This is a genomic window from Mucilaginibacter sp. FW306-07-L, assembly GCF_058782065.1.
Genome location: NZ_JBYSXI010000001.1, coordinates 1,480,230 through 1,504,090 on the forward strand (window position 1 = coordinate 1,480,230; position 23,861 = coordinate 1,504,090).

Annotated in this window: 19 protein-coding genes and 1 tRNA gene; 16 read left to right on the top strand and 4 right to left on the bottom strand. The window is 42.5% G+C overall.

Features of this window, described 5'->3' with window-relative positions; translation table 11 throughout:
- Nucleotides 1-37: 37 nt before the first annotated feature.
- Nucleotides 38-1,429: a dihydrolipoyl dehydrogenase gene (lpdA, locus tag AC3WJC_RS06670; protein WP_492398294.1), complete on the bottom strand. Its 1,392-nt coding sequence runs from the start codon at nt 1,427-1,429 to the stop codon at nt 38-40.
- Between the two features lie 288 nt (nt 1,430-1,717).
- Here lpdA and AC3WJC_RS06675 point away from each other — a divergent pair, with 288 nt between their 5' ends.
- Nucleotides 1,718-5,038, top strand: a complete 3,321-nt coding sequence (locus tag AC3WJC_RS06675; RefSeq protein ID WP_492398295.1) for a TonB-dependent receptor — start codon at nt 1,718-1,720, stop codon at nt 5,036-5,038.
- Between the two features lie 112 nt (nt 5,039-5,150).
- Here AC3WJC_RS06675 and AC3WJC_RS06680 read toward each other — a convergent pair whose 3' ends face one another.
- On the bottom strand, nt 5,151-6,332 hold the full coding sequence (locus AC3WJC_RS06680) for an AIR synthase related protein (protein WP_492398296.1): 1,182 nt from the start codon (nt 6,330-6,332) through the stop codon (nt 5,151-5,153).
- A 64-nt stretch (nt 6,333-6,396) separates the two neighbouring features.
- Here AC3WJC_RS06680 and AC3WJC_RS06685 point away from each other — a divergent pair, with 64 nt between their 5' ends.
- Nucleotides 6,397-8,181, top strand: a complete 1,785-nt coding sequence (locus AC3WJC_RS06685; protein WP_492398297.1) for a chloride channel protein — start codon at nt 6,397-6,399, stop codon at nt 8,179-8,181.
- A gap of 55 nt (nt 8,182-8,236) precedes the next feature.
- Here AC3WJC_RS06685 and AC3WJC_RS06690 read toward each other — a convergent pair whose 3' ends face one another.
- Nucleotides 8,237-10,414 carry a glutamine synthetase III family protein gene (locus tag AC3WJC_RS06690; protein ID WP_492398298.1) on the bottom strand — a complete coding sequence of 726 codons (2,178 nt, stop codon included), beginning with the start codon at nt 10,412-10,414 and terminating at the stop codon, nt 8,237-8,239.
- A 497-nt stretch (nt 10,415-10,911) separates the two neighbouring features.
- On the opposite strand from AC3WJC_RS06690, the gene AC3WJC_RS06695 reads away from it, so the two are divergent.
- From AC3WJC_RS06695 to AC3WJC_RS06725, 7 genes are all read left to right on the top strand, one after another.
- The gene (locus AC3WJC_RS06695; RefSeq protein WP_492398299.1) at nt 10,912-11,946 is read left to right on the top strand and encodes a porin; all 1,035 of its coding nucleotides are present in this window, start codon (nt 10,912-10,914) and stop codon (nt 11,944-11,946) included.
- Nucleotides 11,947-12,022: 76 nt separating this feature from the next.
- The gene (locus AC3WJC_RS06700) at nt 12,023-12,625 is read left to right on the top strand and encodes a DUF4468 domain-containing protein (RefSeq protein ID WP_492398300.1); all 603 of its coding nucleotides are present in this window, start codon (nt 12,023-12,025) and stop codon (nt 12,623-12,625) included.
- Nucleotides 12,626-12,825: 200 nt separating this feature from the next.
- Nucleotides 12,826-13,689 (top strand): energy transducer TonB, encoded by an 864-nt coding sequence (locus AC3WJC_RS06705; protein ID WP_492398301.1) that lies wholly within the window; start codon nt 12,826-12,828, stop codon nt 13,687-13,689.
- Between the two features lie 156 nt (nt 13,690-13,845).
- Entirely contained in the window at nt 13,846-16,068 is a 2,223-nt protein-coding gene (gene purL, locus AC3WJC_RS06710; RefSeq protein ID WP_492398302.1) for a phosphoribosylformylglycinamidine synthase subunit PurL, read from the top strand.
- Between the two features lie 101 nt (nt 16,069-16,169).
- A complete protein-coding gene (gloA2, locus tag AC3WJC_RS06715; RefSeq protein WP_492398303.1) occupies nt 16,170-16,559 on the top strand; it encodes an SMU1112c/YaeR family gloxylase I-like metalloprotein in 390 nt (129 codons plus the stop codon).
- A complete protein-coding gene (locus AC3WJC_RS06720; RefSeq protein ID WP_492398304.1) occupies nt 16,560-17,273 on the top strand; it encodes a tRNA1(Val) (adenine(37)-N6)-methyltransferase in 714 nt (237 codons plus the stop codon).
- Between the two features lie 18 nt (nt 17,274-17,291).
- Complete coding sequence (locus AC3WJC_RS06725; RefSeq protein WP_492398305.1) at nt 17,292-17,786, top strand: metallophosphoesterase family protein; 495 nt, start codon at nt 17,292-17,294, stop codon at nt 17,784-17,786.
- 319 nt (nt 17,787-18,105) lie between these two features.
- On the opposite strand, the gene rnhA is transcribed toward AC3WJC_RS06725, so the two are convergent.
- Nucleotides 18,106-18,579, bottom strand: a complete 474-nt coding sequence (gene rnhA, locus AC3WJC_RS06730; RefSeq protein WP_492398306.1) for a ribonuclease HI — start codon at nt 18,577-18,579, stop codon at nt 18,106-18,108.
- Nucleotides 18,580-18,660: 81 nt separating this feature from the next.
- Between rnhA and AC3WJC_RS06735 the strand changes: the two genes are divergently transcribed.
- From AC3WJC_RS06735 to AC3WJC_RS06765, 7 genes are all read left to right on the top strand, one after another.
- A tRNA-His gene (locus AC3WJC_RS06735) sits at nt 18,661-18,734 on the top strand.
- Between the two features lie 177 nt (nt 18,735-18,911).
- Entirely contained in the window at nt 18,912-19,640 is a 729-nt protein-coding gene (locus AC3WJC_RS06740; RefSeq protein WP_492398307.1) for a hypothetical protein, read from the top strand.
- A 2-nt stretch (nt 19,641-19,642) separates the two neighbouring features.
- Nucleotides 19,643-20,392, top strand: coding sequence for a hypothetical protein (locus tag AC3WJC_RS06745; RefSeq protein ID WP_492398308.1), 750 nt, complete (start codon nt 19,643-19,645; stop codon nt 20,390-20,392).
- Nucleotides 20,393-20,423: 31 nt separating this feature from the next.
- On the top strand, nt 20,424-20,870 hold the full coding sequence (locus AC3WJC_RS06750; protein ID WP_492398309.1) for a hypothetical protein: 447 nt from the start codon (nt 20,424-20,426) through the stop codon (nt 20,868-20,870).
- A 33-nt stretch (nt 20,871-20,903) separates the two neighbouring features.
- Nucleotides 20,904-21,428, top strand: a complete 525-nt coding sequence (locus AC3WJC_RS06755) for a hypothetical protein (protein ID WP_492398310.1) — start codon at nt 20,904-20,906, stop codon at nt 21,426-21,428.
- The gene (locus tag AC3WJC_RS06760; RefSeq protein WP_492398311.1) at nt 21,421-22,866 is read left to right on the top strand and encodes an ankyrin repeat domain-containing protein; all 1,446 of its coding nucleotides are present in this window, start codon (nt 21,421-21,423) and stop codon (nt 22,864-22,866) included. The genes AC3WJC_RS06755 and AC3WJC_RS06760 overlap by 8 nt, the downstream gene beginning before the upstream one ends.
- A 14-nt stretch (nt 22,867-22,880) precedes the next feature.
- Entirely contained in the window at nt 22,881-23,855 is a 975-nt protein-coding gene (locus AC3WJC_RS06765; RefSeq protein WP_492398312.1) for an ankyrin repeat domain-containing protein, read from the top strand.
- The last annotated feature ends 6 nt before the right edge of the window (nt 23,856-23,861 follow it).

Below are 23,861 nucleotides of genomic sequence, written 5' to 3' on the forward strand. Positions count from 1 at the left end.
ATTGAACCATGTTTTTAGTACTAAGTTTTAAATATGTTTAGATATGGATCACCTCGCCATACGCGGCAGCGGCTGCTTCCATAATCGCCTCGCTCATGGTAGGGTGAGGGTGTACTGATTTAATGATCTCATGGCCGGTAGTTTCCAATTTGCGGGCGGTAACTACTTCGGCAATTAATTCAGTAACGTTATTGCCAATTAAGTGCGCGCCTAAAAACTCGCCGTATTTAGCATCAAATATCACTTTAACAAAACCATCTTTAGCACCGGCGGCACTTGCCTTACCCGAAGCTGAGAACGGGAATTTACCGATCTTAACTTCGTAACCGGCTTCTTTAGCGGCCTTTTCGGTATAACCTACTGAGGCAACTTCCGGCGTACAATAGGTACAGCCTGGTATATTGTTGTAGTTGATCGGCTCAGGGTTTAAACCGGCAATTTTCTCAACACAGGTAATACCTTCGGCTGATGCTACGTGAGCCAGGGCCTGGCCTTTAACGATATCGCCAATGGCGTAAACGCCTTCAATATTGGTTTTGTAATAATCATCAACCAGTACCTTGCCTTTGTCGGTTTTAACACCGGCTTCTTCCAGGCCAATGCCCTCAAGGTTGGTAGTAACACCAACGGCTGAAAGTACGATCTCGGCTTCAAGTGTCTCGGTGCCTTTGGCAGTTTTAACGCTGATCTTGCACAAGTCGCCCGCGGTATCAACCGACTCAACAGTAGAGTTGGTCATGATGTTGATGCCTTGTTTTTTCAAAGAACGCTCCAGTTGTTTTGAAACTTCTTCATCCTCCAAAGGCACAACGTTCGGCAGAAATTCCACAACGGTTACTTTGGTGCCGATGGAGTTATAAAAATAAGCGAACTCAATACCTATAGCGCCTGAACCTACAACCACCATTGATTTTGGCTGCTGCGGCAACACCATGGCCTGGCGGTAACCGATAATTTTTTTACCATCCTGTTTAAGGTTAGGTAATTCGCGCGAGCGGCCGCCTGTGGCAACTATAATGTGTTTCGCCGTATAATCTTTAGTAGCGCCGTTAGCGTCTTTTACTTCAACAGTGCCTTTGCCTTTTAATTTACCAAAGCCCATGATCACGTCGATCTTGTTCTTTTTCATTAAAAACTGCACGCCCTTGCTCATGCCTTCGGCCACATCGCGGCTGCGTTTAACAACAGCTTTAAAATCAACCTCGCCATTGCCGTTTATCTTAATACCATAATCGGCAGCATGGTTTATATATTCAAATACCTGGGCACTTTTAAGTAAAGCCTTAGTAGGTATACAACCCCAGTTAAGGCATATACCACCCAGTGATTCTTTCTCAATAATTGCGGTTTTTAAACCTAACTGAGAGGCGCGTATTGCAGCAACGTAACCTCCGGGACCTGAACCAATAACAATTAGATCGTAGCTCATATTTACCTGTTATATGTTTTTATTGATGCCAAAGCTAAGTAAATAGCCTGAATTGACGAAATACCCTGCTTCATGCTTATGTAACTTAATTGAATAGAAAGTTATTTTCAGTAAAATGATATAATGTAGATCATATCATACACGCATCATTACAATATTTTGATTAATATCATATTAATGTTGATAAATTTTTTAAAATAGTTAATGTTAATTTAACATTGACCGTTAAATTTTTCTATATTTTTGCTGAAATTTTAATTAACTGATTTATTAACAAATTTTCCCCACATGAGAAAGTTTTTACTTTTTTTATTCTTCTCCATGCTATCTTTCGGAGTTGCCTTTTCGCAGGTGACTACAAGTAGTTTAAGCGGCGTTATTAAAGACGCGAAAGGAGAGACTTTAATTGGCGCGACAATTAAAGCTACTCACCAGCCAAGCGGAACAAATTATTCTACCGCAACAAACACAGACGGCCGTTTCACTATCTCAAACATGCGCGTAGGTGGTCCTTACACCATTGTAGTTTCATACATTGGCTATGAAAATTTAACAGTACCTAACATATCGCTTAAATTAGGTGAGCCTTTTGTTTTAAACTTAACAGTACAACAAAATGGAGCTCAATTAGGTGAAGTAACTATCAATGCTACTAATTCACGTTTATTAAACGGTGGTAGAACAGGTGCTTCAACAAACATTAGTACACGCGAAATCAATACATTGCCTACAGTTACACGTAACATTAATGATTTGACCAGGTTAACTCCACAGGCAACTTCAACTAATGCAGGTGCTATAGGTGGTGGTAACTATCGTCAGAATTTTATTACTGTTGATGGTTCAAACTTTAATAACCAGTTTGGTATCGGTTCAAATTTACCGGCAAACGGTGCTCCTATTTCATTAGACGCTTTGCAGGAAATTTCAGTTAACGTAACACCATATGATGTTAAACAATCGGGCTTTATTGGAAGTGCGGTAAACGCTATTACACGTTCCGGCACTAATGAGGTGTCAGGTTCAGTTTACACCTACTGGAGAAGCCAAAACCAGCAGGGTAATAAAGTTGATGGTGTTGAATTTACTAAACAAAACTATAAGCAAAATCAAACCGGTTTCCGTATAGGGGGACCTATCGTTAAAAATAAATTATTTTTATTTGTTAACGGTGAGTTCAGCAAAACTACTTCACCGGGTCAACAATTTACTGCATCAAGCGATAGTAATCCTTTTACTGTAGGTAACGGCCAAAATGTTAAACGGCCTACAGAAACACAGTTAAATGATATTCGCCAGTATTTGTCAACAAATTATGGTTATGAAACCGGTCCTTATCAGGGTTATGACTTTGAAAGTAAAAACAACAAAATACTTGCTCGTTTAGATTGGAACATTAACGATGATAATAAATTTAACATTCGTTATAGTCAGGTTAAAAGTAATGCGCCAAGCTTTGTAAGTACATCACGCAGCCCGCTTGCTAGTTACCCTAATGATCAGGGCCGTACCAGTCAATATGCGTTACATTTCAAAAACTCAAATTATTATCAGGAGCAAAACTTGTATTCATTGGCAGCAGAGTTGAACTCCAACGTGTCATTATTTGATACCAAGTTAGCTAATACCTTGCGTATAACTTATGATCATCAAAATGATCCACGTAGTTCTGATAGTCAGATATTCCCTTTTGTTGATATTCTACAGGATGGTATTCCTCTTACCTCATTTGGTTATGAACCATTTACGTATGGAAATCTAAGAGATGTTAAAACTACTTCTGTTTATGATTATGTAACTTGGAATGTAGGTAAGCATAACTTTACCGCAGGTGTACAAGGCGAATTCAGTACTACTAAAAATGGTTTCCAACGTTTTGGTACAGGTTATTATACCTTCAACTCCTGGGCTGATTTTACAAGCGGTGCCCTTCCTCGTGATTATGCAATTACCTATCCGCTTAACGAAGGTTACAACCAAGCTTACCCAAGTTTTAAATTCGCTCAATATTCTGCCTACTTACAAGACGAGTTTAATGTTAGCGATAGGTTAAAAGTGACTCCTGGTATCAGGTTTGACTTGCCAACATACCCAGGTGTTGATGAAGTTAGAACACATCCATTGGTTGCTGATCTTACATTTGCCGGCGGTACAACCATAAATACAGGTACTTTACCTAAATCCCGCTTAATGGTATCTCCGCGTATTGGTTTCAACTATGATGTTTTAGGTGACCGTTCATTGCAAATTCGTGGTGGTACCGGTATATTTACAGGTATGATTCCGTTTGTGTGGATCGTTTCACAGTCAGGCGATGCTGGACTGCTTCAAATTACACGTACTTATAGCAGTGCAGATACTAATAACCTGCCTCCGGGTGGTTTTAATCCAGATCCCAAAGCTTATTTACCAGCAACAGTTCCGGCAGCAGGTACCATCATTCCAAATGCTTTAAGTGCGATGGATCCCAACCTGAAATTCCCTCAAACATGGGGTAGCAGTTTAGCGGTTGATGTACAGTTGCCTTGGGGCTTAATCGGTACTTTAGAAGGTATTTATAAAAAAGACATTAATACTGTTAGAGGTATTAACTCAAACCTTGTAAACCCTCAAACATTAAATATTCCAGGCTACCCGGATAACAGATACTTTTATCCAAACTCAACAGCGGGCAGGCAGATCAACTCATTAGCTAACGGTTTAGTAACCCCAACAGCAACGGGGGCACTTAATGCCATAGTACTTACTAATGGTACATCAGGTAATTACTATAATTTAACAGCTAAATTAGAAAAGCCATTCTCTCATGGTTTCTCAGGTATGGTTGCTTATAGCAGAAGCGGCGCTAAAAACCAGTATGATGGTAGTGGTGATCAATTGATCAATACTTGGTCAGGTACTTTAATACCAAATGGTGATCCTAACAATCCTGCGCTAAGTTCAGCTTCATACGTAGTTCCTCATCGTGTAATTGCAAGTATCTCGTATCGTAAAGAGTATATAAAACATCTTGCTTCAACTATTTCCTTATTCTATGAGGGTTCTACAACAGGCAGGTTCTCGTACTCTTATTCGGCTGATTTCAATCGTGATGGTCAAACCAATGACTTGATCTACATCCCTAAAGATCCATCAGAGATTACATTTGTTGATCAAACTATTGGTACAGCTCCTAACACGACTACTTTTACAGCACAAGAGCAAAGTGACGCATTTTTCGCCTATGTTAAGCAAGATAAATACCTGAGCAAAAACATGGGTAAATATGCTGAACGTAATGGTGCTACATATCCATGGAGGCATCAATTTGACCTTAAATTTTTGCAGGATATATTTACCAATATTGGGGGTAAACGTAATACTTTACAATTTTCATTTGACGTATTTAATGTGGGTAACTTGTTAAATAGTAAATGGGGTACTTATAAGTTGGTTAATAATAGTGCTATACTAATCCCTACAAACGTTAGTAATATCAGCAACACTGTTGCGCCAACCTTCCGTTTAGCTACAGATAGAGGAGCATTGATAAAAGACACATTCAGAAATGATGTGAGTTTGAATTCAACTTACTACATGCAGTTTGGTTTGAGATTTATCTTTAACTAATAGTTGCTTTAATAACAGAAACGCCTGCCGGATCTCCGGCAGGCGTTTCTGTTTGCATAAAAAATGCCTGTTGAATTTTCAACAGGCATTTTTTTTATTAATAAGCTATAGCTTAATTATACACAAACTCCCCAAACTCCGATTGTATAGTTACCTGCTTTTTATCAGCAGCCTCAACGCGGCCGATGATCTGGGCATCAACGTTAAAGCTTTGTGATATAGCAATAATGTCCGCAGCTATGCTTTCAGGTACGTAAAGTTCCATCCGGTGCCCCATGTTGAAAACCTTGTACATTTCCTGCCATGAGGTGCCTGATTCTTCGTGGATCAATTTAAACAATGGCGTTACCGGGAATAGGTTATCTTTTATTATATGTACATCATCTACAAAGTGCAGCACTTTGGTTTGCGCGCCGCCGCTGCAATGTACCATGCCGTTTATTTGCGAACGGTATTTTTCCAGTATAACTTTAATAATAGGGGCGTAGGTGCGTGTTGGCGATAGCACCAGCTTACCCGCGGTTATAGTTTGGCCGTCGCCAATGTCAATTTGATCAGTAAGGTTTTTTGAACCTGAAAAGATCAGCTCATAAGGAATACCGGCGTCGTAACTCTCCGGGTATTTATCGGCAATGGTTTTGTTAAACACATCGTGCCTTGCCGAGGTTAAGCCGTTGCTGCCCATGCCGCCGTTGTATTCAGTTTCGTAGGAGGCTTGCCCATATGAGGCCAGGCCTACAATTACGTTGCCGGGTTGTATACGGTGGTTTGAAATTACATCATCGCGCTGCATACGGCAGGTAACGGTAGAGTCGACGATGATGGTACGCACCAGGTCGCCAACATCCGCGGTTTCGCCGCCGGTTGAGTAAATACCTATACCGGCATCGCGCAGCTCAGCCAAAATTTCTTCGGTGCCGTTAATAATGGCGGCAATCACTTCGCCCGGTATCAGGTTTTTGTTACGGCCGATAGTTGACGATAGCAGGATGTTATCAATAGCCCCAACGCAAAGCAGGTCGTCAATATTCATGATGATGGCATCCTGCGCTATACCCCGCCATACCGATATATCGCCGGTTTCTTTCCAGTAAGTGTAAGCTAATGACGATTTGGTACCTGCCCCATCAGCATGCATAATATTGCAGTAATTCGGGTCGTTTGTTAAAATATCAGGAATTATCTTACAAAAAGCTTTAGGAAATATACCTTTGTCGATGTTTTTAATCGCGTTGTGTACATCGTCTTTTGATGCCGATACACCGCGTTGATCGTATCTTTGCGAGGAAGTCATTGGGCAAATATACGGCTTAATCGCTTTTTTAACTTCTAAAAATACTACATTATCGAAATTCGCTATGTACCTACTAAAAACGCTTACCGGCAAGCTCAACCGTCTACGATCAACCCTTAACAGCCAGCGCAACTTCCTGATCTATTGCAGCGTGTTTGTAGGCCTCCTTGGTGGACTTTCGGCCGTAATACTCAAGTTTATGGTGCATTTTATGGAGGACTTGAGCCGTAATATTTCAGCCCATCTACCTTATCATTTTATTTATGTGTTTTTACCCGCGCTGGGTATACTGGCAACGGTGGCCTACCTGCATCTTGTCAATCGGGATAAGATACAAAAGGGGATAGGCAACATTTTGGTAAGCATAAAGCGTAATCGCTCAAACATGCATTTTAATAATGTGTATTCGCATCTTATAAGCAGTTCGTTAACGGTAGGCTTTGGTGGTTCATCGGGCTTGGAGGCACCTATTGTGTGTACCGGTGCTGCCATTGGTTCAAACACCGGTCGTTTATTTAAAATGTCCGCGTACGAAAAAACAGTACTGCTTGCCGCCGGAACATCGGCGGGTATAGCGGCGGTGTTTAACAGTCCGATAGCAGGGGTGCTGTTTTCGTTGGAGTTATTGGTAGGTGAGATCACCATACCTACCTTTATACCCTTACTTATCGCTTCAGCAACTGGCGTAGTGGTTTCAAAAGTATTATACTCAGGCCAGTTGTTCCATTTGGTTACCGAGGGTTGGGTAATGGAGGCGCTGCCATTTTATATTTTATTAGGCATTTTATGCGGCCTGGTGTCTGTATATATATCAACTGTAGCCGGTAAACTCGAAAAAGGGATCTTCATCAAGCAAAACAGGTATGTACGCGCCATTGCAGGCGGATTATTACTGGGTTTGATTATCCTGGTATTTCCGCCTTTGTTTGGTGAGGGTTATCACGACCTGCAACAGGCATTGAACGGAAATATTGAGGCTATTAAGGATGAATCGTTATTGAGCCAATACCTTAATCACCCACTGGCTTTACTGGGCTTTATCGCCTTGCTGGTGTTTATGAAGATCATCGCTGCCGGCATAACCATCGGTTCGGGTGGTAACGGTGGTACCTTTGCGCCAACCATGTTTACCGGTGCCTTTTTAGGGTTATTTATTGCCTACGGGTGTAACCTTACCGGCTTGATCCATTTAAACACCAGCAACTTTATTGCCGTAGGTATGGCAGGTGCGCTAAGCGGTGTGTTGCATGCGCCATTAACCGCTATATTCCTGATAGCCGAAATAACGGGTGGTTATGTGCTGTTCATTCCGCTCATGATCGTGTCAGCGATATCCTATATTATATCACGCCATTTTAATCCGCACAACATGTACTGGCACGATCTGGTGCACGAGCGCAATATTCACCCCGATCATGATTATGATATGCTGTCGTCCATATCCATTGACAGTGTGATCAACCGGGCATTTACCGCGGTACGCAAGGATATGCCGATACCTGATTTTTATAAGGTGATAGCACAAAGCCAGGCTAATATTTTTCCGGTACTTAATGCCGATGGCCGCATAGAAGGGGTGGTGCTGGTTGATGAAATACGCAGGCAATTATTTACCGATGAATTCGCGGGTGATACGGTAGCAGGCATTATGATAACCCCTCCGGCGATTATAGGTTATTATGATACCATTAACATGGTGATGGATAGGTTTGATAAACTGGATGTTTGGCAATTGCCGGTTGAGCAGGATGGCCGTTTTATTGGTTTTGTATCAAAATCATCATTGCTGGCCAAATACCGTGAAGCGTTTATAGCGCAGCATAAGCAGGCCGACCTGTTTGCACATTAAACAAGAAAAGCGGCTTGATTGCCGCTTTTCTTGTGTTGATAATATATAATACATCTTATTTAAAGAATAATAACTCCCGAAACTTAGGCAACGGCCATAACGAATCGTCAACCAGTTGTTCCAGCTTATCCACATGGTAGCGTATCGGCTGAAAGTAGGAGCGTACCTTCTCGTCATAATCAATGGCTTTCTGGCGCACATCTTCTACATGGTTATTGATGTCTTTACGTGCCTGTACCATCTCCTCAACATTGGTTTTAACAAAGTTGATATGCTCGGATAGTTTGGTAATGATATCTAATTGTGCCTGGTAGGTGCTTTTATCCAGGCCGATATCTTTCAAGCCCTTTACGTTTTCAACCAGTTTGCTTTGGTAAGCAATAGCCGCCGGGATAATCACGTTGTTCACCAGTTCGCCCATAACGCGGGCTTCTATCTGTACTTTTTTGTAATAGCTTTCCAATAGTATCTCGTGGCGGGCATGTGCTTCGCGCGGTGTAAATACGGCGGTACTTGCAAAAAGCTCGGCAGTTTTTTCGGTTATCATCACATCAAGCGCTTTTGGCGTGGTTTTGATGTTTGACAGGCCGCGTGCCTCGGCTTCTTTCTCCCAATCCTCGCTGTAGCCATTGCCCTCAAAACGTATGCTGCGCGATTCTTTTAAATAACGCTTAATGGTCATCATCAGGGCCACATCCTTTTTCTCGCCTTTTTTCAATAGCTTATCAACGTCAGTCTTGAATTTTTTAAGCTGATCGGCAACTATTAGGTTCAAAATAGTCATCGGGCTGGCCGAGTTGGCTGATGAACCCACGGCACGTAACTCAAACTTATTGCCGGTAAAGGCAAAAGGAGAGGTGCGGTTACGGTCGGTATTGTCGGCTAATATTTGCGGTATTTTTGGAATGCCCTGCCAAAGGGTATTTTCTTCTTTAATTCTTTTGCTTAGGCGTGAAGTTTCTATTTCATCAAGCACCTCGCTGAGTTGGCTGCCTAAAAATATAGATATAATTGCGGGCGGCGCTTCATTGGCACCCAGGCGGTGATCATTATTTACAGATGCGATGGATGCCCTCAACAGATCCGCATGCTCATAAACAGCCTTAATGGTGTTCACAAAAAAGGTAAGGAACATCAGGTTGTTTTTAGGCGTTTTACCGGGCGAAAGCAGGTTTTTACCGCCATTGGTAATCATACTCCAGTTATTGTGCTTGCCCGAGCCATTGATGCCCGCGTAAGGTTTTTCGTGCAGCAATACTTTAAAGTTATGGCGTTTGGCTACGCGGTCCATCAGGTCCATCAGCAACTGGTTATGGTCAATAGCAAGGTTGATCTCCTCATATATAGGTGCGCATTCAAATTGCGAAGGGGCTACCTCGTTATGGCGTGTTTTTAAGGGTATACCTAATAACAGGGCCTCGGTTTCCATATCCTGCATAAAGGCCAGCACGCGCTCGGGTATCGAGCCAAAGTAATGGTCTTCCAACTGCTGGTTTTTAGCGGATATATGACCAAACAAGGTACGGCCGGTTAAATAAAGGTCGGGCCGTGCATTAAACAAGGCTATATCAACCAAAAAGTATTCCTGCTCAATGCCTAATGAGGCATTTACCTTTTCAACGCTCTTATCAAAATAATGGCAAACATCCACGGCGGCCTTATCGAGTGCGGTCAACGCTTTTAATAAAGGTACCTTGTAATCCAGCGCTTCGCCGGTGTATGATACAAATACGGTAGGGATGCATAAAGTTCTGCCCATTAAAAAAGCGGGCGAGGATGGGTCCCAGGCGGTATAGCCACGGGCCTCAAAGGTATTGCGTATGCCACCGCTCGGAAAGCTCGAAGCATCAGGCTCCTGTTGTGCCAGGGCATCGCCTGAGAAACGTTCAATAGCGCCGCCATCCGCGGTTGGCTCAAAAAACGAATCATGCTTTTCGGCCGTGCTGCCGGTGAGGGGCTGAAACCAGTGGGTATAATGGGTAGCACCCTTGGTGATGGCCCACGCGCGCATGGCGGATGCCACCTGCTCGGCCATATCGCGGTTTATAGGCTCGCCATGCTCTATTGAGTTGATAATGCTCGCATAAGCATCGTCAGACAAATATTCCTTCATTTTCTTTTTATCGAAAACGTTGGCTCCAAAATATTCTGAAATTTTTACAGATGGTGCTTTTACTTCCGGCACGGTACGGTTAAGTACCGACTGCAGCGCTTGAAAACGGGTGTTCGGCATATCGGGTTGTTATATTAGGTCGGCCCAAAAATAGAACAAAGAATTTATATAGTATAATATAAAACCCGAGGTGGTTATTCATCAGAATTCACGCATGTTATATAGACGCTATTAACCTATAGCCTTTATAATCCTGAATTATTCTTGTTTGTACTAAAATTAAATGAAAACTTATTAAAATTATTAAAAAGATGCTATTTTTTAATACTTGTCATTGAATTTTAATCAAAAAAACATACTAAGTATTGATATAAATGTAAAATAAATGATTTTAAATTTTGATTTGTTAAATTCCATCTATATTTTAGAAAAATATTAACCAAATAATCATAATTAATAATTTTTACAACCAATTTATAGCAAATAGTTTCTGTTATTATCGCATATAACTTATATCAATTCAAATTACAGGCATTTTATTATGTATAATTCAACTTAATTAGTCAATAAATAAAAATTAAATCAAATTAACCCCTTAATTAATCCAAATCATTATCATGAAAAGAAAACTTTTACTTTTATCCTTATTATCTGCCGGAGTTTTTACTGCAAAAGCTCAGGATTCTACACAAACTGATCCGCCTTTAACCATAACAGGTTCTGTAGATACTTATTATAAGTATGATTTCGCGGATCACGCCAACATTCCGACGAGCTTCGCATCTGATCATAATTCGATTTCTATCGGTATGATTGACATTGCATTGAAGAAGAAAGTGAACAAGGCAGCCTTTGTTGGTGAAATATCATTTGGCCCCCGCGGGCAGGAGCAATCCATATTGCCGGGCGCATCAGGCGATTCATACCACATACAAAACTTATATGTATCGTATGATATTACCGACAAGTTTGTGGTTACCGGTGGTTTTATGTCAACCTTTATAGGTTATGAGGTAATTAGCCCGGTAGGTAACTTTAACTACTCAACATCATACATGTTCACCAACGGTCCGTTCCAAAACGCAGGCTTAAAATTTGCTTACACCTTTTCGGATAAAGCTACTTTAATGGCCGGTGTTTTTAACGATGCCTGGAACTCGTATAACTCCATCAGTAAGGTAAACAACTTTGGCGCGCAACTGGCTTTAACACCGGTTGAGGGCTGGACTGCTTATTTAAACGTTTTAACCGGCAAAACATCAGGCACTGAATTTGACCTTACTACAGCTTATCAGATCACTGATGCTTTTAAGTTAGGACTTAACGCGGCTGATTATTCGGCTGCCGACGATGCGGGTGGTTTTACCGGTGTTGCGCTTTATCCGCAATACGCTGTATCAAAATCAGTGACCTTTGGCTTGCGTGGTGAGTATTTTAAAACAAAATCAGGCGTATTAGAAACCTTTGGCCCTGCTCCGGGCGAATCAGTTGTAGCGGTAACAGCAACAGCTAACATCAAGGCCGGCCCGCTGAGCCTGATCCCTGAGGTGCGTTTAGATAATATGAGCAATGATGCCGTATTTACCAAAAAGAATGGCAACCCGTCAAAAAGCGCCGGGCAATTTGTGCTGGCTGCAGTATATGCATTTTAATAACAAATTTAGTTTAAGTTAATTTTTGTAAAGGCCGTTACCTGTTAAAAGGAACGGCTTTTTTTATATTTACCGGATGAAGAAATTGATCATAGCATTGTTAATGTTGGCAGGTGGGAGTGCAGTACATGCCCAGGCACAGCAAACCGATTCGCTTGGGTTTGATGAAAATAACAAATACATATACTATCAGGTTGTTACGCAACCGGGTTTAAGCGCCGATAGCATATATAAAAGAGCATTGCATTTTTTAACAACGGCTTACACTAAGGATAAGCTAAAACTTAAAAAGCAGGATGATGCTAAAGCTACCTTGAAAGGAGAGGGTGGTTTCATGGTATCAAAAAAAGCTATGATATCAAAGCATGAGGACGCGAAGATCAGCTATGATATAACGATCGAGGTAAAAGAGGGAAAATACCGTTACTGGCTTACAAATTTTGTTGTGATACCGTATGAGCGCGACCGCTATGCCAATTTTGTTCCGGTTAACGGAAAGAAGACGCCGCTTGAACATGGCCTGCGTTTATTGGGGCAAAAAGACCTGGACGATTACCTGGAAAAAGTATTGATAAATAGCAGGGGGATTGGAGCGCGTTTAAAGAATTTTATTCTGTCGTCATCGCAAAATGCGATAAAAAAGGAGAAAATTACGCCGGTTATTAAGAAAGATTGGTAAAAAACAAAATAATGTATTGTGAGAGGCCGGAGCGATCCGGCTTTTTTTATGCAAAAAAATCAATAAACGCATGGTTTTTTGCAGGCATTGCAAATATTTGGCGTAATCATTGTAAATAACATAAAAATTCTGTTTAACTGTGAAAAACAAAATTTAATTTTGTAAAATAGCGTTATGATTATAAACTAAATTTTAATTATATGCTTATCGCCAAATTAAATTTGTACAACACTGAGTGGCTCGATGTTGTATTTAAAAATCGCAACAAAAGCTATGGCGCTTATGATTTGCGCAAACACAATGGTACAAATATGCTAAAATCTTTGCTGATTACCTTCTCGGCAGTAGGGTTAAGCATAACTATTTATTCGTTTACGCATAAAGTGCCGGTTATTGAGCCGCCGCTTATCTCTAAGAATGATAGAGTAATTGAAGTTACTAATACAACTATAATCATTCCACCCAAAAAAGAAGAGGTAATAGAGGCTACCCCAGAGACTAAATTGCCAAAGGAAGCACCAAAAGCAGCGAAAGTTAAAACAACAGTTATACCTACACGGGTAACCTCTGAAGAAGATAAGACGATTGATCCTCCTAAAATTAATGAATTACAAGGTGCTATCGGCTCAACTAATCAAGAGGGTCCTGCAACTGAGCTTAACATACCGGCAGGTACCGAAAACGGCAAGGCTGGTGGCACCGGAACAGGTGATGGAAGCGGAGAAGGAACCAGTAATGAACCTGTAGGTATAGCAGGCTTAACCTCCTTACCCGAGCCTTACGACGGCATGGATGGCTGGAACAAATATTTAAGCCGTAACCTGCGTTACCCTGTAATTGCATCTGAAGAAGGGAGAAGCGGCAGGGTGTTCATCAGCTTTATTATCGAAAAGGATGGCAAGCTAACAGATATAAAGGTAGAGCGCGGCGCAGGGTATGGTTTTGATGAGGAAGCCCTGCGCGTACTTAAAAAAGCCAAAGCCTGGAAACCCGGTACACAAAACGGCAGGCCGGTAAGGGTGCGGTATACCATACCCATCAGCTTTACCATTACCAACAACTAATATTACCTAAACCTATAAATATGCCGGTGCCATACTGATGTGTGGCCCGGCTGCTTTTTTTAGGGTATGACCACATCTAACTAAACTGCAAACTTATTACCTGCTTTCGCCTGATTTTCCTAATTTTGCGGCATCCTTTAAAATAAATATAAAGCATTGGAGAATCAGGAGCTAACTACCGTTGATACCGCCAAAGACCTTGGCCTGTTACCCGAAGAGTTTGATCGTATAAAAGAGATACTGGGCCGAGTGCCTAACTTTACCGAATTGTCTATCTTCTCGGTAATGTGGAGCGAACACTGCTCGTACAAAAACTCTATTACATGGTTAAAAACCCTGCCTAAGGACGGGCCACGTATGCTGGCCAAAGCCGGTGAAGAAAATGCCGGTTTGGTTGATCTGGGCGATGGCATTGGCTGTGCTTTCAAAATTGAATCACACAACCACCCGTCAGCGCTTGAGCCTTACCAGGGCGCGGCAACCGGTGTGGGCGGTATAAATCGAGATATTTTTACCATGGGTGCAAGGCCTATCGCACAGCTTAACTCCCTGCGTTTTGGCGACATCAACCTGGATAAAACCAAATGGTTAATTAAAGGTGTGGTTAAAGGTATTAGTCACTACGGTAATGCCTTTGGTATTCCAACCGTAGGTGGCGAGTTGTTTTTTGACGAATGCTATAACATCAATCCGCTGGTAAACGCCATGTCGGCGGGTATTGTTAAGGCCGGCGAAACTGTTTCGGCTACATCTTATGGTGTTGGTAACCCGGTTTACATTGTTGGCTCGGCTACCGGCAAGGATGGTATACACGGCGCGGCTTTCGCGTCAAAAGATATTACGGAAGATTCGGTTAACGATCTGCCTGCCGTACAGGTAGGCGATCCGTTCCAGGAAAAACTGCTGCTTGAAGCTACGCTTGAGGTTATTAAAACCGGTGCCGTAGTTGGTATGCAGGATATGGGTGCCGCGGGCATCATCTGCTCAAACTCCGAAATGTCGGCCAAGGGCGAGCATGGTATGCGTATCAACCTCGACGCGGTGCCAACCCGTCAGGAAAACATGAAACCTTTTGAGATATTGCTTTCAGAATCGCAGGAGCGTATGCTGATCGTGGTACACAAAGGCCGTGAAAAAGAAGTAGAAGCTGTTTTTGATAAGTGGGATCTGAACTGCGCCATTATTGGTGAAGTTACCGATACCAAACGCCTGGAGTATTTTATGAACGGCGAACTGGTGGCCGATGTACCTGCGGATGACCTGGTATTAGGTGGCGGCGCGCCGGTTTACCAGCGCGAGTACCGTGAGCCTGCTTACTATGCCGAAAATCAAAAATTCAAAATAGAAGATATTGCCGAGCCGGAAGACCTGGTAGCCGTAGCCGAGCATTTGCTGGGCCACCCGAATATCGCTTCCAAGCGTTGGGTAACCGATCAGTACGACTCAATGGTAGGTGTATCAACCATGACCACCAATCGCCCGAGCGATGCGGCCGTAGTTGCCGTACGCGACACCGAGAAAGCCATTGTTTTAACGGTTGATTGTAACTCGCGCTACGTATATGCCGACCCGCAAAAGGGTTGTGCTATTGCCGTTGCCGAGGCCGCACGTAATATTACCTGCGCCGGTGGTGAGCCGGTGGCTATTACCAATTGTTTGAACTTTGGTAACCCTTATATTCCTGAAGTTTACTGGCAGTTTGTTAGCGCCATCAAAGGCATGAGCGAGGCTTGTACCAAGTTTGAAACCCCGGTAACGGGCGGTAACGTAAGCTTTTACAATCAATCATCAGATGAAGGGCCGGTATTTCCGACACCGACCATCGGTATGCTGGGCGTAATGGATAATATTGATAACATAATGACGCTTGACTTTAAACAGCCGGGCGACTTTATATACCTGGTAGGCGAATCGGTTAACGATATCGCTTCATCACAATACCTGGCCTCATGGCATAAGGTATCGGCTTCTCCTGCTCCGCATTTTGATCTGGAACAGGAGTATGCTACCCACCAGGTGATCAAAGAGCTGATCAAGCATAAGCTCATACAATCGGCGCACGATGTTGCCGATGGCGGTTTATACGTAACCCTTGCCGAAGCGGCTATGCCAAACGGTTTAGGTTTTGATATCAGCACCGATGCCGCTATCCGTAAGGATGCCTTCCTGTTCGGAGAAGCGCAGGGCAGGATAGTGGTGAGCGTTGCCCCGGCAGATCAGGACAGGTTTGTTGAACTGCTGGCCACCAGCGAAACTGATTTTACCTTGCTGGGTACCGTAACCAACGGTTTCTTTAATGTGGACGAACAACTGTTCGGCCACGTAACGGATGTGAAGCTGTTGTTTGATAACGTACTTCACGTTGCTTTAGGCGAATAACGTAAAGCAACAAATCGTCATTGCGAGGTACGAAGCAATCTCTTTAAGTACTACAATTTGGAGATTGCTTCGTACCTCGCAATGACGTAAAATTTCCAACTATGCTAAAACTTAACCGTGTGCATCATATAGCCATAATCTGTACCGACTATCAACGGTCGAAGCAGTTTTATACGGATGTGCTGGGTTTAACCATAGTGCGCGAGGTTTATCGTGCCGAAAGGCAGTCATACAAGCTTGATCTGGAAGTCGCCGGACTATACCAGATCGAGCTTTTTTCTTTTCCTGAGCCGCCCGCGAGGCCATCCCGGCCGGAAGCGGCAGGCCTGCGTCACCTGGCTTTTGAGGTAGATAATGTTGAAGTAGCAATCGACCATGTAAACGCGCATGGAGTAGCTGCGGAGCCCATCCGTGTAGACGAATTTACCGGCAAGCGCTTTACCTTTCTTGCCGACCCTGACGGGTTGCCCATCGAGTTTTACGAAAAGTAAATGGCTGGCGTATTTCGCTTTAAGCAGTTCAGTGTCGATCAGTCGGGCTGCGCCATGAAGATCAATACCGACGGTGTGCTGTTAGGCGCGCTGGCAGGTGAAGGGCAACTATCAACTATATTAGATATCGGCACAGGTACCGGTGTAATTGCCCTGATGCTGGCGCAACGTTTTGCATCGGCGCAGGTTGACGCGATAGAAATAGATAGCAGCGCCGCTGAAACCGCTCAACTAAATTTTGAAGCGTCGCCATTTAGGGACAGGCTCACAGCTTATCATCAGGATTTTAATACATTTTTTACCCTGCACCCCGAAAAGCGTTATGATCTCATTGTATCTAATCCGCCATTTTATATTGATGCTTTAACATCGCCCACGGCAAAAATAAACCAGGCCAAACATGCCGACCGCGATTTTTTCTCGGACCTGATTAAAGGTGTAGCTGTGCATCTCACCGAAACTGGTACTTGCTGGCTGGTGCTACCGGTAAATACGGCAGCGTTCGTTAAAGCCTTGCTTGCCGGGCATGAGCTGCATCTGCACAAAACAATAGAAATACGGTCTTACGCCGATAGCGAGCCTCACCGCCTCATAATGGTTATAGGCAAGGGCGAAGTGCAACCATCAACAGCACAATTTATAATTTACGATGCGCCAAAGGTTTACAGCAGGCAGTATGCTGATACATTAAAAGCGTTTTTTATTGTGTTTTAAATTGCTTTGTTTTGGGGCATGACGAGGATAGGCCTGATATCAGACACGCATAGTTATTTGGATGATGCCGTATTTAAGCATTTTGAGCAATGCGACGAGATATGGCATGCGGGCGATATCGGTAACATAGGCTTAGCCGATCAGCTTGCCGCGTTTAAGCCTTTTAAAGCCGTTTATGGTAATATTGATGGTGCCGATGTACGCATTGTTTATCCCGAAAACCTGCGCTTTAAATGTGAGGATGTTGATGTGTGGATAACGCATATTGGCGGCTATCCGGGCAAATATAGTCCGCACGTACGGAGTGAAATATATGCTAACCCACCTCAGTTGTTCATTTGTGGCCATTCGCACATATTAAAAGTAATGTTTGATGAACGTATAAAATGCCTGCACTTAAACCCCGGCGCGGCCGGTAAGCAAGGCTGGCACAAAGTACGCACCCTGATGCGCTTTAATATTGACGGCGCTAAAATTCAAGATATGCAGATAATAGAGTTAGCCGGGAGATAGAAAAATGATAAAGGATTGGAAATTAAAACTCAGATATGGTAAAATTAAAACCTTATATAAACACTATACATTAATTGCTCCTGTCAGCATATCTGAATATATAGAGGATTTTTCGCAAGGTCAGGCACCGCTTACTTAGGCGTAAAAGTTTGGGCTACAGACTCAGATGAAGCAGTGTTTATCCTCAAAGATATTGGTTATAGTACGGGTTATGTGATAACTGGTTCAATAGAAATTTTTAATACCGCCCCTGAGCAAGAACCCGGAGATAAGCCTCAAGCTTATGATTTTAAGTTTACTTATTACAACGAGTAATATATTACAGCAAATTCACCTTCGCATTCTCCGCCTCAAACAGAGTATCAATTTTTAAGTTAGGTTGCTTAGATGCCGCGACAGCCAGTTGATCGCAGCGCTCATTTTCCGGGTGACCTGCGTGGCCTTTAACCCATACCAGTTTAACTTTATGCGGTTTGCTTACTTCAAGGTAGCGCAGCCAAAGGTCTTTATTCTTTTTATCCTTAAAACCCTTTTGCAGCCAGCCGTAAACCCAGCGCTTTTCAATGGCATCTATTACGTATTTGGAGTCGGAGTAAAGGATAACTTCCTGGTTGGGGTTCTTTAATGCCTCCAGTCCTTTAATAACGGCCAACAGTTCCATACGGTTATTGGTGGTTTTGCGGAAACCCTCTGAAAGTTCCTTATAGTGCTGGCCAGCACGTAGTATAGCTCCGTATCCGCCCGGCCCGGGGTTACCGCTCGATGCGCCATCAGTAAACAACTCAATTACCATGCGGCAAAGGTATCAGTAAAATTTAAAAAAAGCTTTGCATATATGCATCAAATCACTATTTTTGCAGACCTTATAAAAACGGTAGATGTAGCTCAGTTGGTTAGAGCATCGGTTTGTGGTACCGAGGGTCGTGGGTTCGAGCCCCATCATTTACCCATTTCTAAAAAGCCTTTTTACATAAGTAAAAAGGCTTTTTTATTGCTATCCCTGTAATACTTAGGTTGCAACTAATTTCCTTTTTTCAATTGTCTTTCAAAGTCGCTTTTTTAGAATAAAAGTTTCTTACCTTGAAAAACACATCTACTGTTCATAACAACGCATTATTATTTTCTATGTATAAGCTGATAACAGGAATCATATTTGTGCTAACCAGCGGGCTCTGTGGGTGCGGTTTTAAAAAATCTGAGCAACCCAAAGCAGTACAATCAATAGTTACTCCTGAATCACCAGTAGTTAACCCAAAAAATAACGACGCACGCCAATACTCCGACCAAATGACTTTTACCGAGTATTTGGATGATGGCGATTACTTTCAGTTACTGGCTATAAAGGCAGATAGCACAATCAGTTTTATTAATGACAGTGATACAAGCAGAAGCCTGAACAGGGGAGATGCGGTACAAGTTACTTGGAAGAACGATACGATAACTATACCCGGAGACAATGAATCAAAAATGCCCGCAAAAATTTTGCTATCCATTAAAAAAACGGCTGATGGCCCTGTATCAACCTTCAGGAAAGCATACGGCAAAAAACTGAAATATACATGGCCGACCGATGAAGAGTTTACAACATCCTACCTGGATAAAGTTTACTTGCTAACAGAATATTATCTAACCCAAACAAAAAACCCTTTGTTAAAACTCGCCGTTAAAAACAAGGATGAATTGACTTACTCCATTGAATCGCAGGAAAGGAATGGCCGTAATTACCGTATGATTGGTATTGCACCGGTTGGGCCTAATGGCAGTAATGTAGTTCAATGGCTTTATGTAGATGAAGAATCCGGTAAAGTTTATGAGTATAATTTAGCGGAGGATAAACTTTTAAAATTTAATTAAAGATGACCTTTTACGATCGATATATTGCCGGGCAAACGGAGCAGGTTTATGAGGAAATAGATGCTTTAGGATCCGCCGCGTTTTCGCCGGCCAACTTGTTGGATATAGAACGGGTTATGAACGAAACTTTTAACAGGGTAGCTTATAACCTAAACGTGATTTATAAGGAGCTTAAAGCAATAAATTATCAGTTTAAATCAAACCCGGCATTTAATTCTGAGCAGCCGTTACAGGGGCCTTTACCGAATGTTAACCAATTACTTGAACAACTTGATGAAACCATAAAGCCTTTTGGGTATGTTCCGCTCTCGTTAAAGTATTTCTATAAAATTGTCGGCAGTGTAAATTTTGGATGGGATTATGAAACTGATAGTAATTTTATGTGGAATATGGCTGATCCGATAGTAATAGCCAGTATTGATGATGTAGTTGAAATAGTAACAGAAGAATGGTGGGCGGAAGATATACAACAATATGTGGAGGATGAAAATTTTGGAAGCGCGTTTTTAGAAATGGCGCCTGACGATCTGCATAAAGATAATGTGAGCGGCGGAGAGGCTTACGCGATACAAATTACCAAAGAACCCGGTATTGACAGTAAATTTATGAATGAACACAATAATACAACGTTCATCAATTATTTAAGAATCTGCTTTGAATATTGTGGTTTTCCCGGCATTGACACACCGGAAAATAAAAATGATTATCAGGCTTTCTTTTCAAAAGTAAAGCCCCAACTACGGCCAATTTGATGGCAATAGTTTATCATACAGGTTTATAAACATGAAGAGACTAATAGTCAAATTCTGGACGATCAACTTACTGACAGCTATTGCCTTGTTCGTGGCTTACAGAATAGCCATTATGAACATAGCCACGGATGGTGAAGGTTTTATAACCACTATTTTGTACATATTAGATATTCTATTGAACTTAGGTTTTGCCTTACTATACCTCTGTGTAATGGTGCTATGTTCTTTTGTCGTTTTCTTAAATCTTATTAAAAAGGTAAGAGATAGCTACGCCTTTTCATGGCTTAGTTTTGCCGGAGCGCCGGTTTTATTCGTATTAATTTTAATTATCAATTTATTAGCAGAAGGTTTATATAATAGCATTATGACAAAAATTTTAATTTTTGCCGCATTATATCCATTTGTTATAACGTTGGTGTTCCTGATGTTCAGGAGGGCCTTATCAAAATTGATTCAGGAGGGCAAAAAAGGCTTTTAATTGCAAACTTTTATAAAATAGGTTGTTATTTACATGGATACACCTATTGCAAATATGTTATTAGCCGCTACCAACAACCATCAGCAGTATGCAAGTGAAGAGGCCTTTATTATTCAATTGTTCACGCAAAACCGCTACGCCGAAGCATACACCTTGCTGCTAAGAGAACCGCAAAACGAAACCGCCACGCAATACAATATGGCATTATGCCATCATTGGGCGGGCAATTATCAGCAAGCGATCACCAGCCTTGATAAAGCGCAATCAGCATTGCCTGCTGCAAGTCCGCAACCTGCTTTGCCTAACGATCAGTTTTTCAAACTGATGCGTGAACGGCAGAGCCAAGAGAATGACCATCTGCACGCTATCTCCAAAAAATACGTTATTACCTATAGCGATTTAACCCGGGATGCCATTATCCGGCTTAAAACGGATTGCTGGCTGCAATTGGCCAACATGCCGAAAGTGATTGAAGTTGCTACCCCGATAGCGCATAAGAATTATAAAAATATTATTGAAGCATTACAGATAGCCCAAAAACCGACTAATCATGAATAATGAATTTAATCAGATCAGGGATGCGTATCACCGCAATATGTTTGCTGCCGCGGATAGTAAGACCAACGTGTTGGACTTATACAAGGCACTGCCTGATAATAATATTGTAAACGAAACAGAGGAAAACCTGATACACCTGGCTGTCCGTTTTACAGATACGGAAGCTTTGCAATTTTTAACGGAGTCCGGCCTCAAGCCTTCGGCAGATAAATACGGAAATACTGCTTTACATGCACTCACCACAACTAAGTTCGATCTGGATAGCCCGGATATGGATGCCAAGGCGGAGCGTATTTATAACACGGCTGCTTTGTTAATTAAATCAGGCGTTAATCCCAAAAAGAAAAATGATTCGGGTAAGCTGGCGTATGCTGAAGCTGCCCAGTTGTATATGTACCCGTTTATACATGCGATGGCAGATGCATCCGTAAAAATGGACGTAACGGATTCGGAAGGTAAAAACCTTTTGCATATTATTTGTGAAAAGCTGGCACATCGAAAAACCATACGCGGCGCTGTTGAGGCCGCAACTAAAACCGTATGCATCCTGCTTGAAAAGGGTGGAATTGATGTGGAAGATAAAGATGTTTATAATACTACGCCATTAACCTACGCACAGCGCAGCGATGTAAAGGAAATAGCCGCGATAATATCCGGTGATGAAAGTGATACCGCTACTGGCGGCATGACCATCCACGAAGCGGTACTTAATCGTGATACCACAGCCGTTGAGGCATTGATTAAAGCGGGTGTCGATTTAAATGAAGTGTCTGACCAATACCGCCGTACGCCACTGATGCTGGCTTGCGAATATCCGTCGGCCGCAATGGTACAGCTATTAACACAAGGTGGTGCAGATGTAAATTTTCGTTCGGGTAATGGCGAAACTACGGTTTATTATCTGCTGACTAAAGCAGTAAGCAACTTTGGGCGTGGCATGAGCCAGGATATTAAGGATATTGTGAAGATGCTGCGTACACTGATTAACAAAGGGTTGGATTTAAATGCAGCTATTGATAACGACAGCAACACAGCCCTCAATACCCTATGCCAGGCAGGCTACTTGGCCGATTTGAACAGTGCCCTGGCAGAAGAACTTGTTGAAGCCGGTTGCGATGTAAATAAACCAAACGCCCAGGGTAAAACGCCGCTGATGAGCTTTGCCGAACGAGGCAATGAAATAAAATATAGTATAGCCGAACTGTTGCTGGATAACAAGGCCGACGTAACCTATACCGATAAAAATGGTTATACCGCACTAATGTACGCCGCTGCTAATACCGATAAGATGTCGGGAAAAAAGATCGTATCACTTATTTTGGATCAGGATACATCAACTGTTGACCGGGTAAACAATGCCGGACAAACCGCAATGGATATAGCTGTTAAAAATGATAATGAAGCCGTGGTAAAGCAATTGCTTGAAGCCATGGCCTAAAAAACTAAAAGCTTATGGATAACATGTTTTTAAACGCATGTAAAAATGCGCAGAAAGGAATAATACAGGCTTTCCTGAAAAAGGGGGGCATAAATGTGGATAAGCGCGATAGCCTGGGCAACACCCCATTGTACTATGTTTGTACTAAGGGTGCCAGGGATATTGTTAAAATGCTGTTAGATGCCGGTGCCGATGTTAACCTTGCAAATAATATAAGTGAAACACCGCTGCACGTTGCCGCGCGTAACGGCAATAAGGAGATCATTAAACTGCTTGCTGATGCCGGTGCCGATGTAAACAGCAGTAACAACCAGGGACAAACACCGGTATTTTATGCGGTGTTCGCTCAAAAAACCGAAACGGCTTTATACCTTATTTCGCTTGGCGCGGATACGGCGGTGAAGGATAATGCAGGCTATACTATCCTTGACCATGCTACTGCAAATGGCATGCGCGACCTGGTGGCTGCTCTATCAGCCGGTGATATGGGCCAAAAGGACGATCATGGAAATACGCCGCTGCATCAGGCGGTTTACAATAACCAGAGCGAAACGGTGATCGCCTTACTTAAATCGGCAAAGCTGAATGTAAACGAGTTAAATAACGATGGTGTTAGTCCGCTTATTTTAGCGGTAAATAACTCAAATATGCATCTGGTCGAACTATTAATAAAAAACGGGGCTGATGTTAACCTGCATGTGTTAAGCGGTAACTCTGCCTTACACTATGCGGCCGGGTTGGGCAATCATCATTTAGGCAAGTTGTTAATTAACTCAGGAGCTGAGGTAAACGCCCGTAACAGCTATAGCGAAACACCGCTTATTGTAGCCGCTCAATGTGGTTTTAATGATTTTACCGCCATGCTGATTGAAAACAACGCGGATGTAAACGCCGTAGATAATAACAGCCGCAGCGCTATGGATTTTGCCAGCGAACGCGGTTACACCGAAATATTAGAACAATTGCTAATGGCAGGGGCGGGCAGTTAATTACTG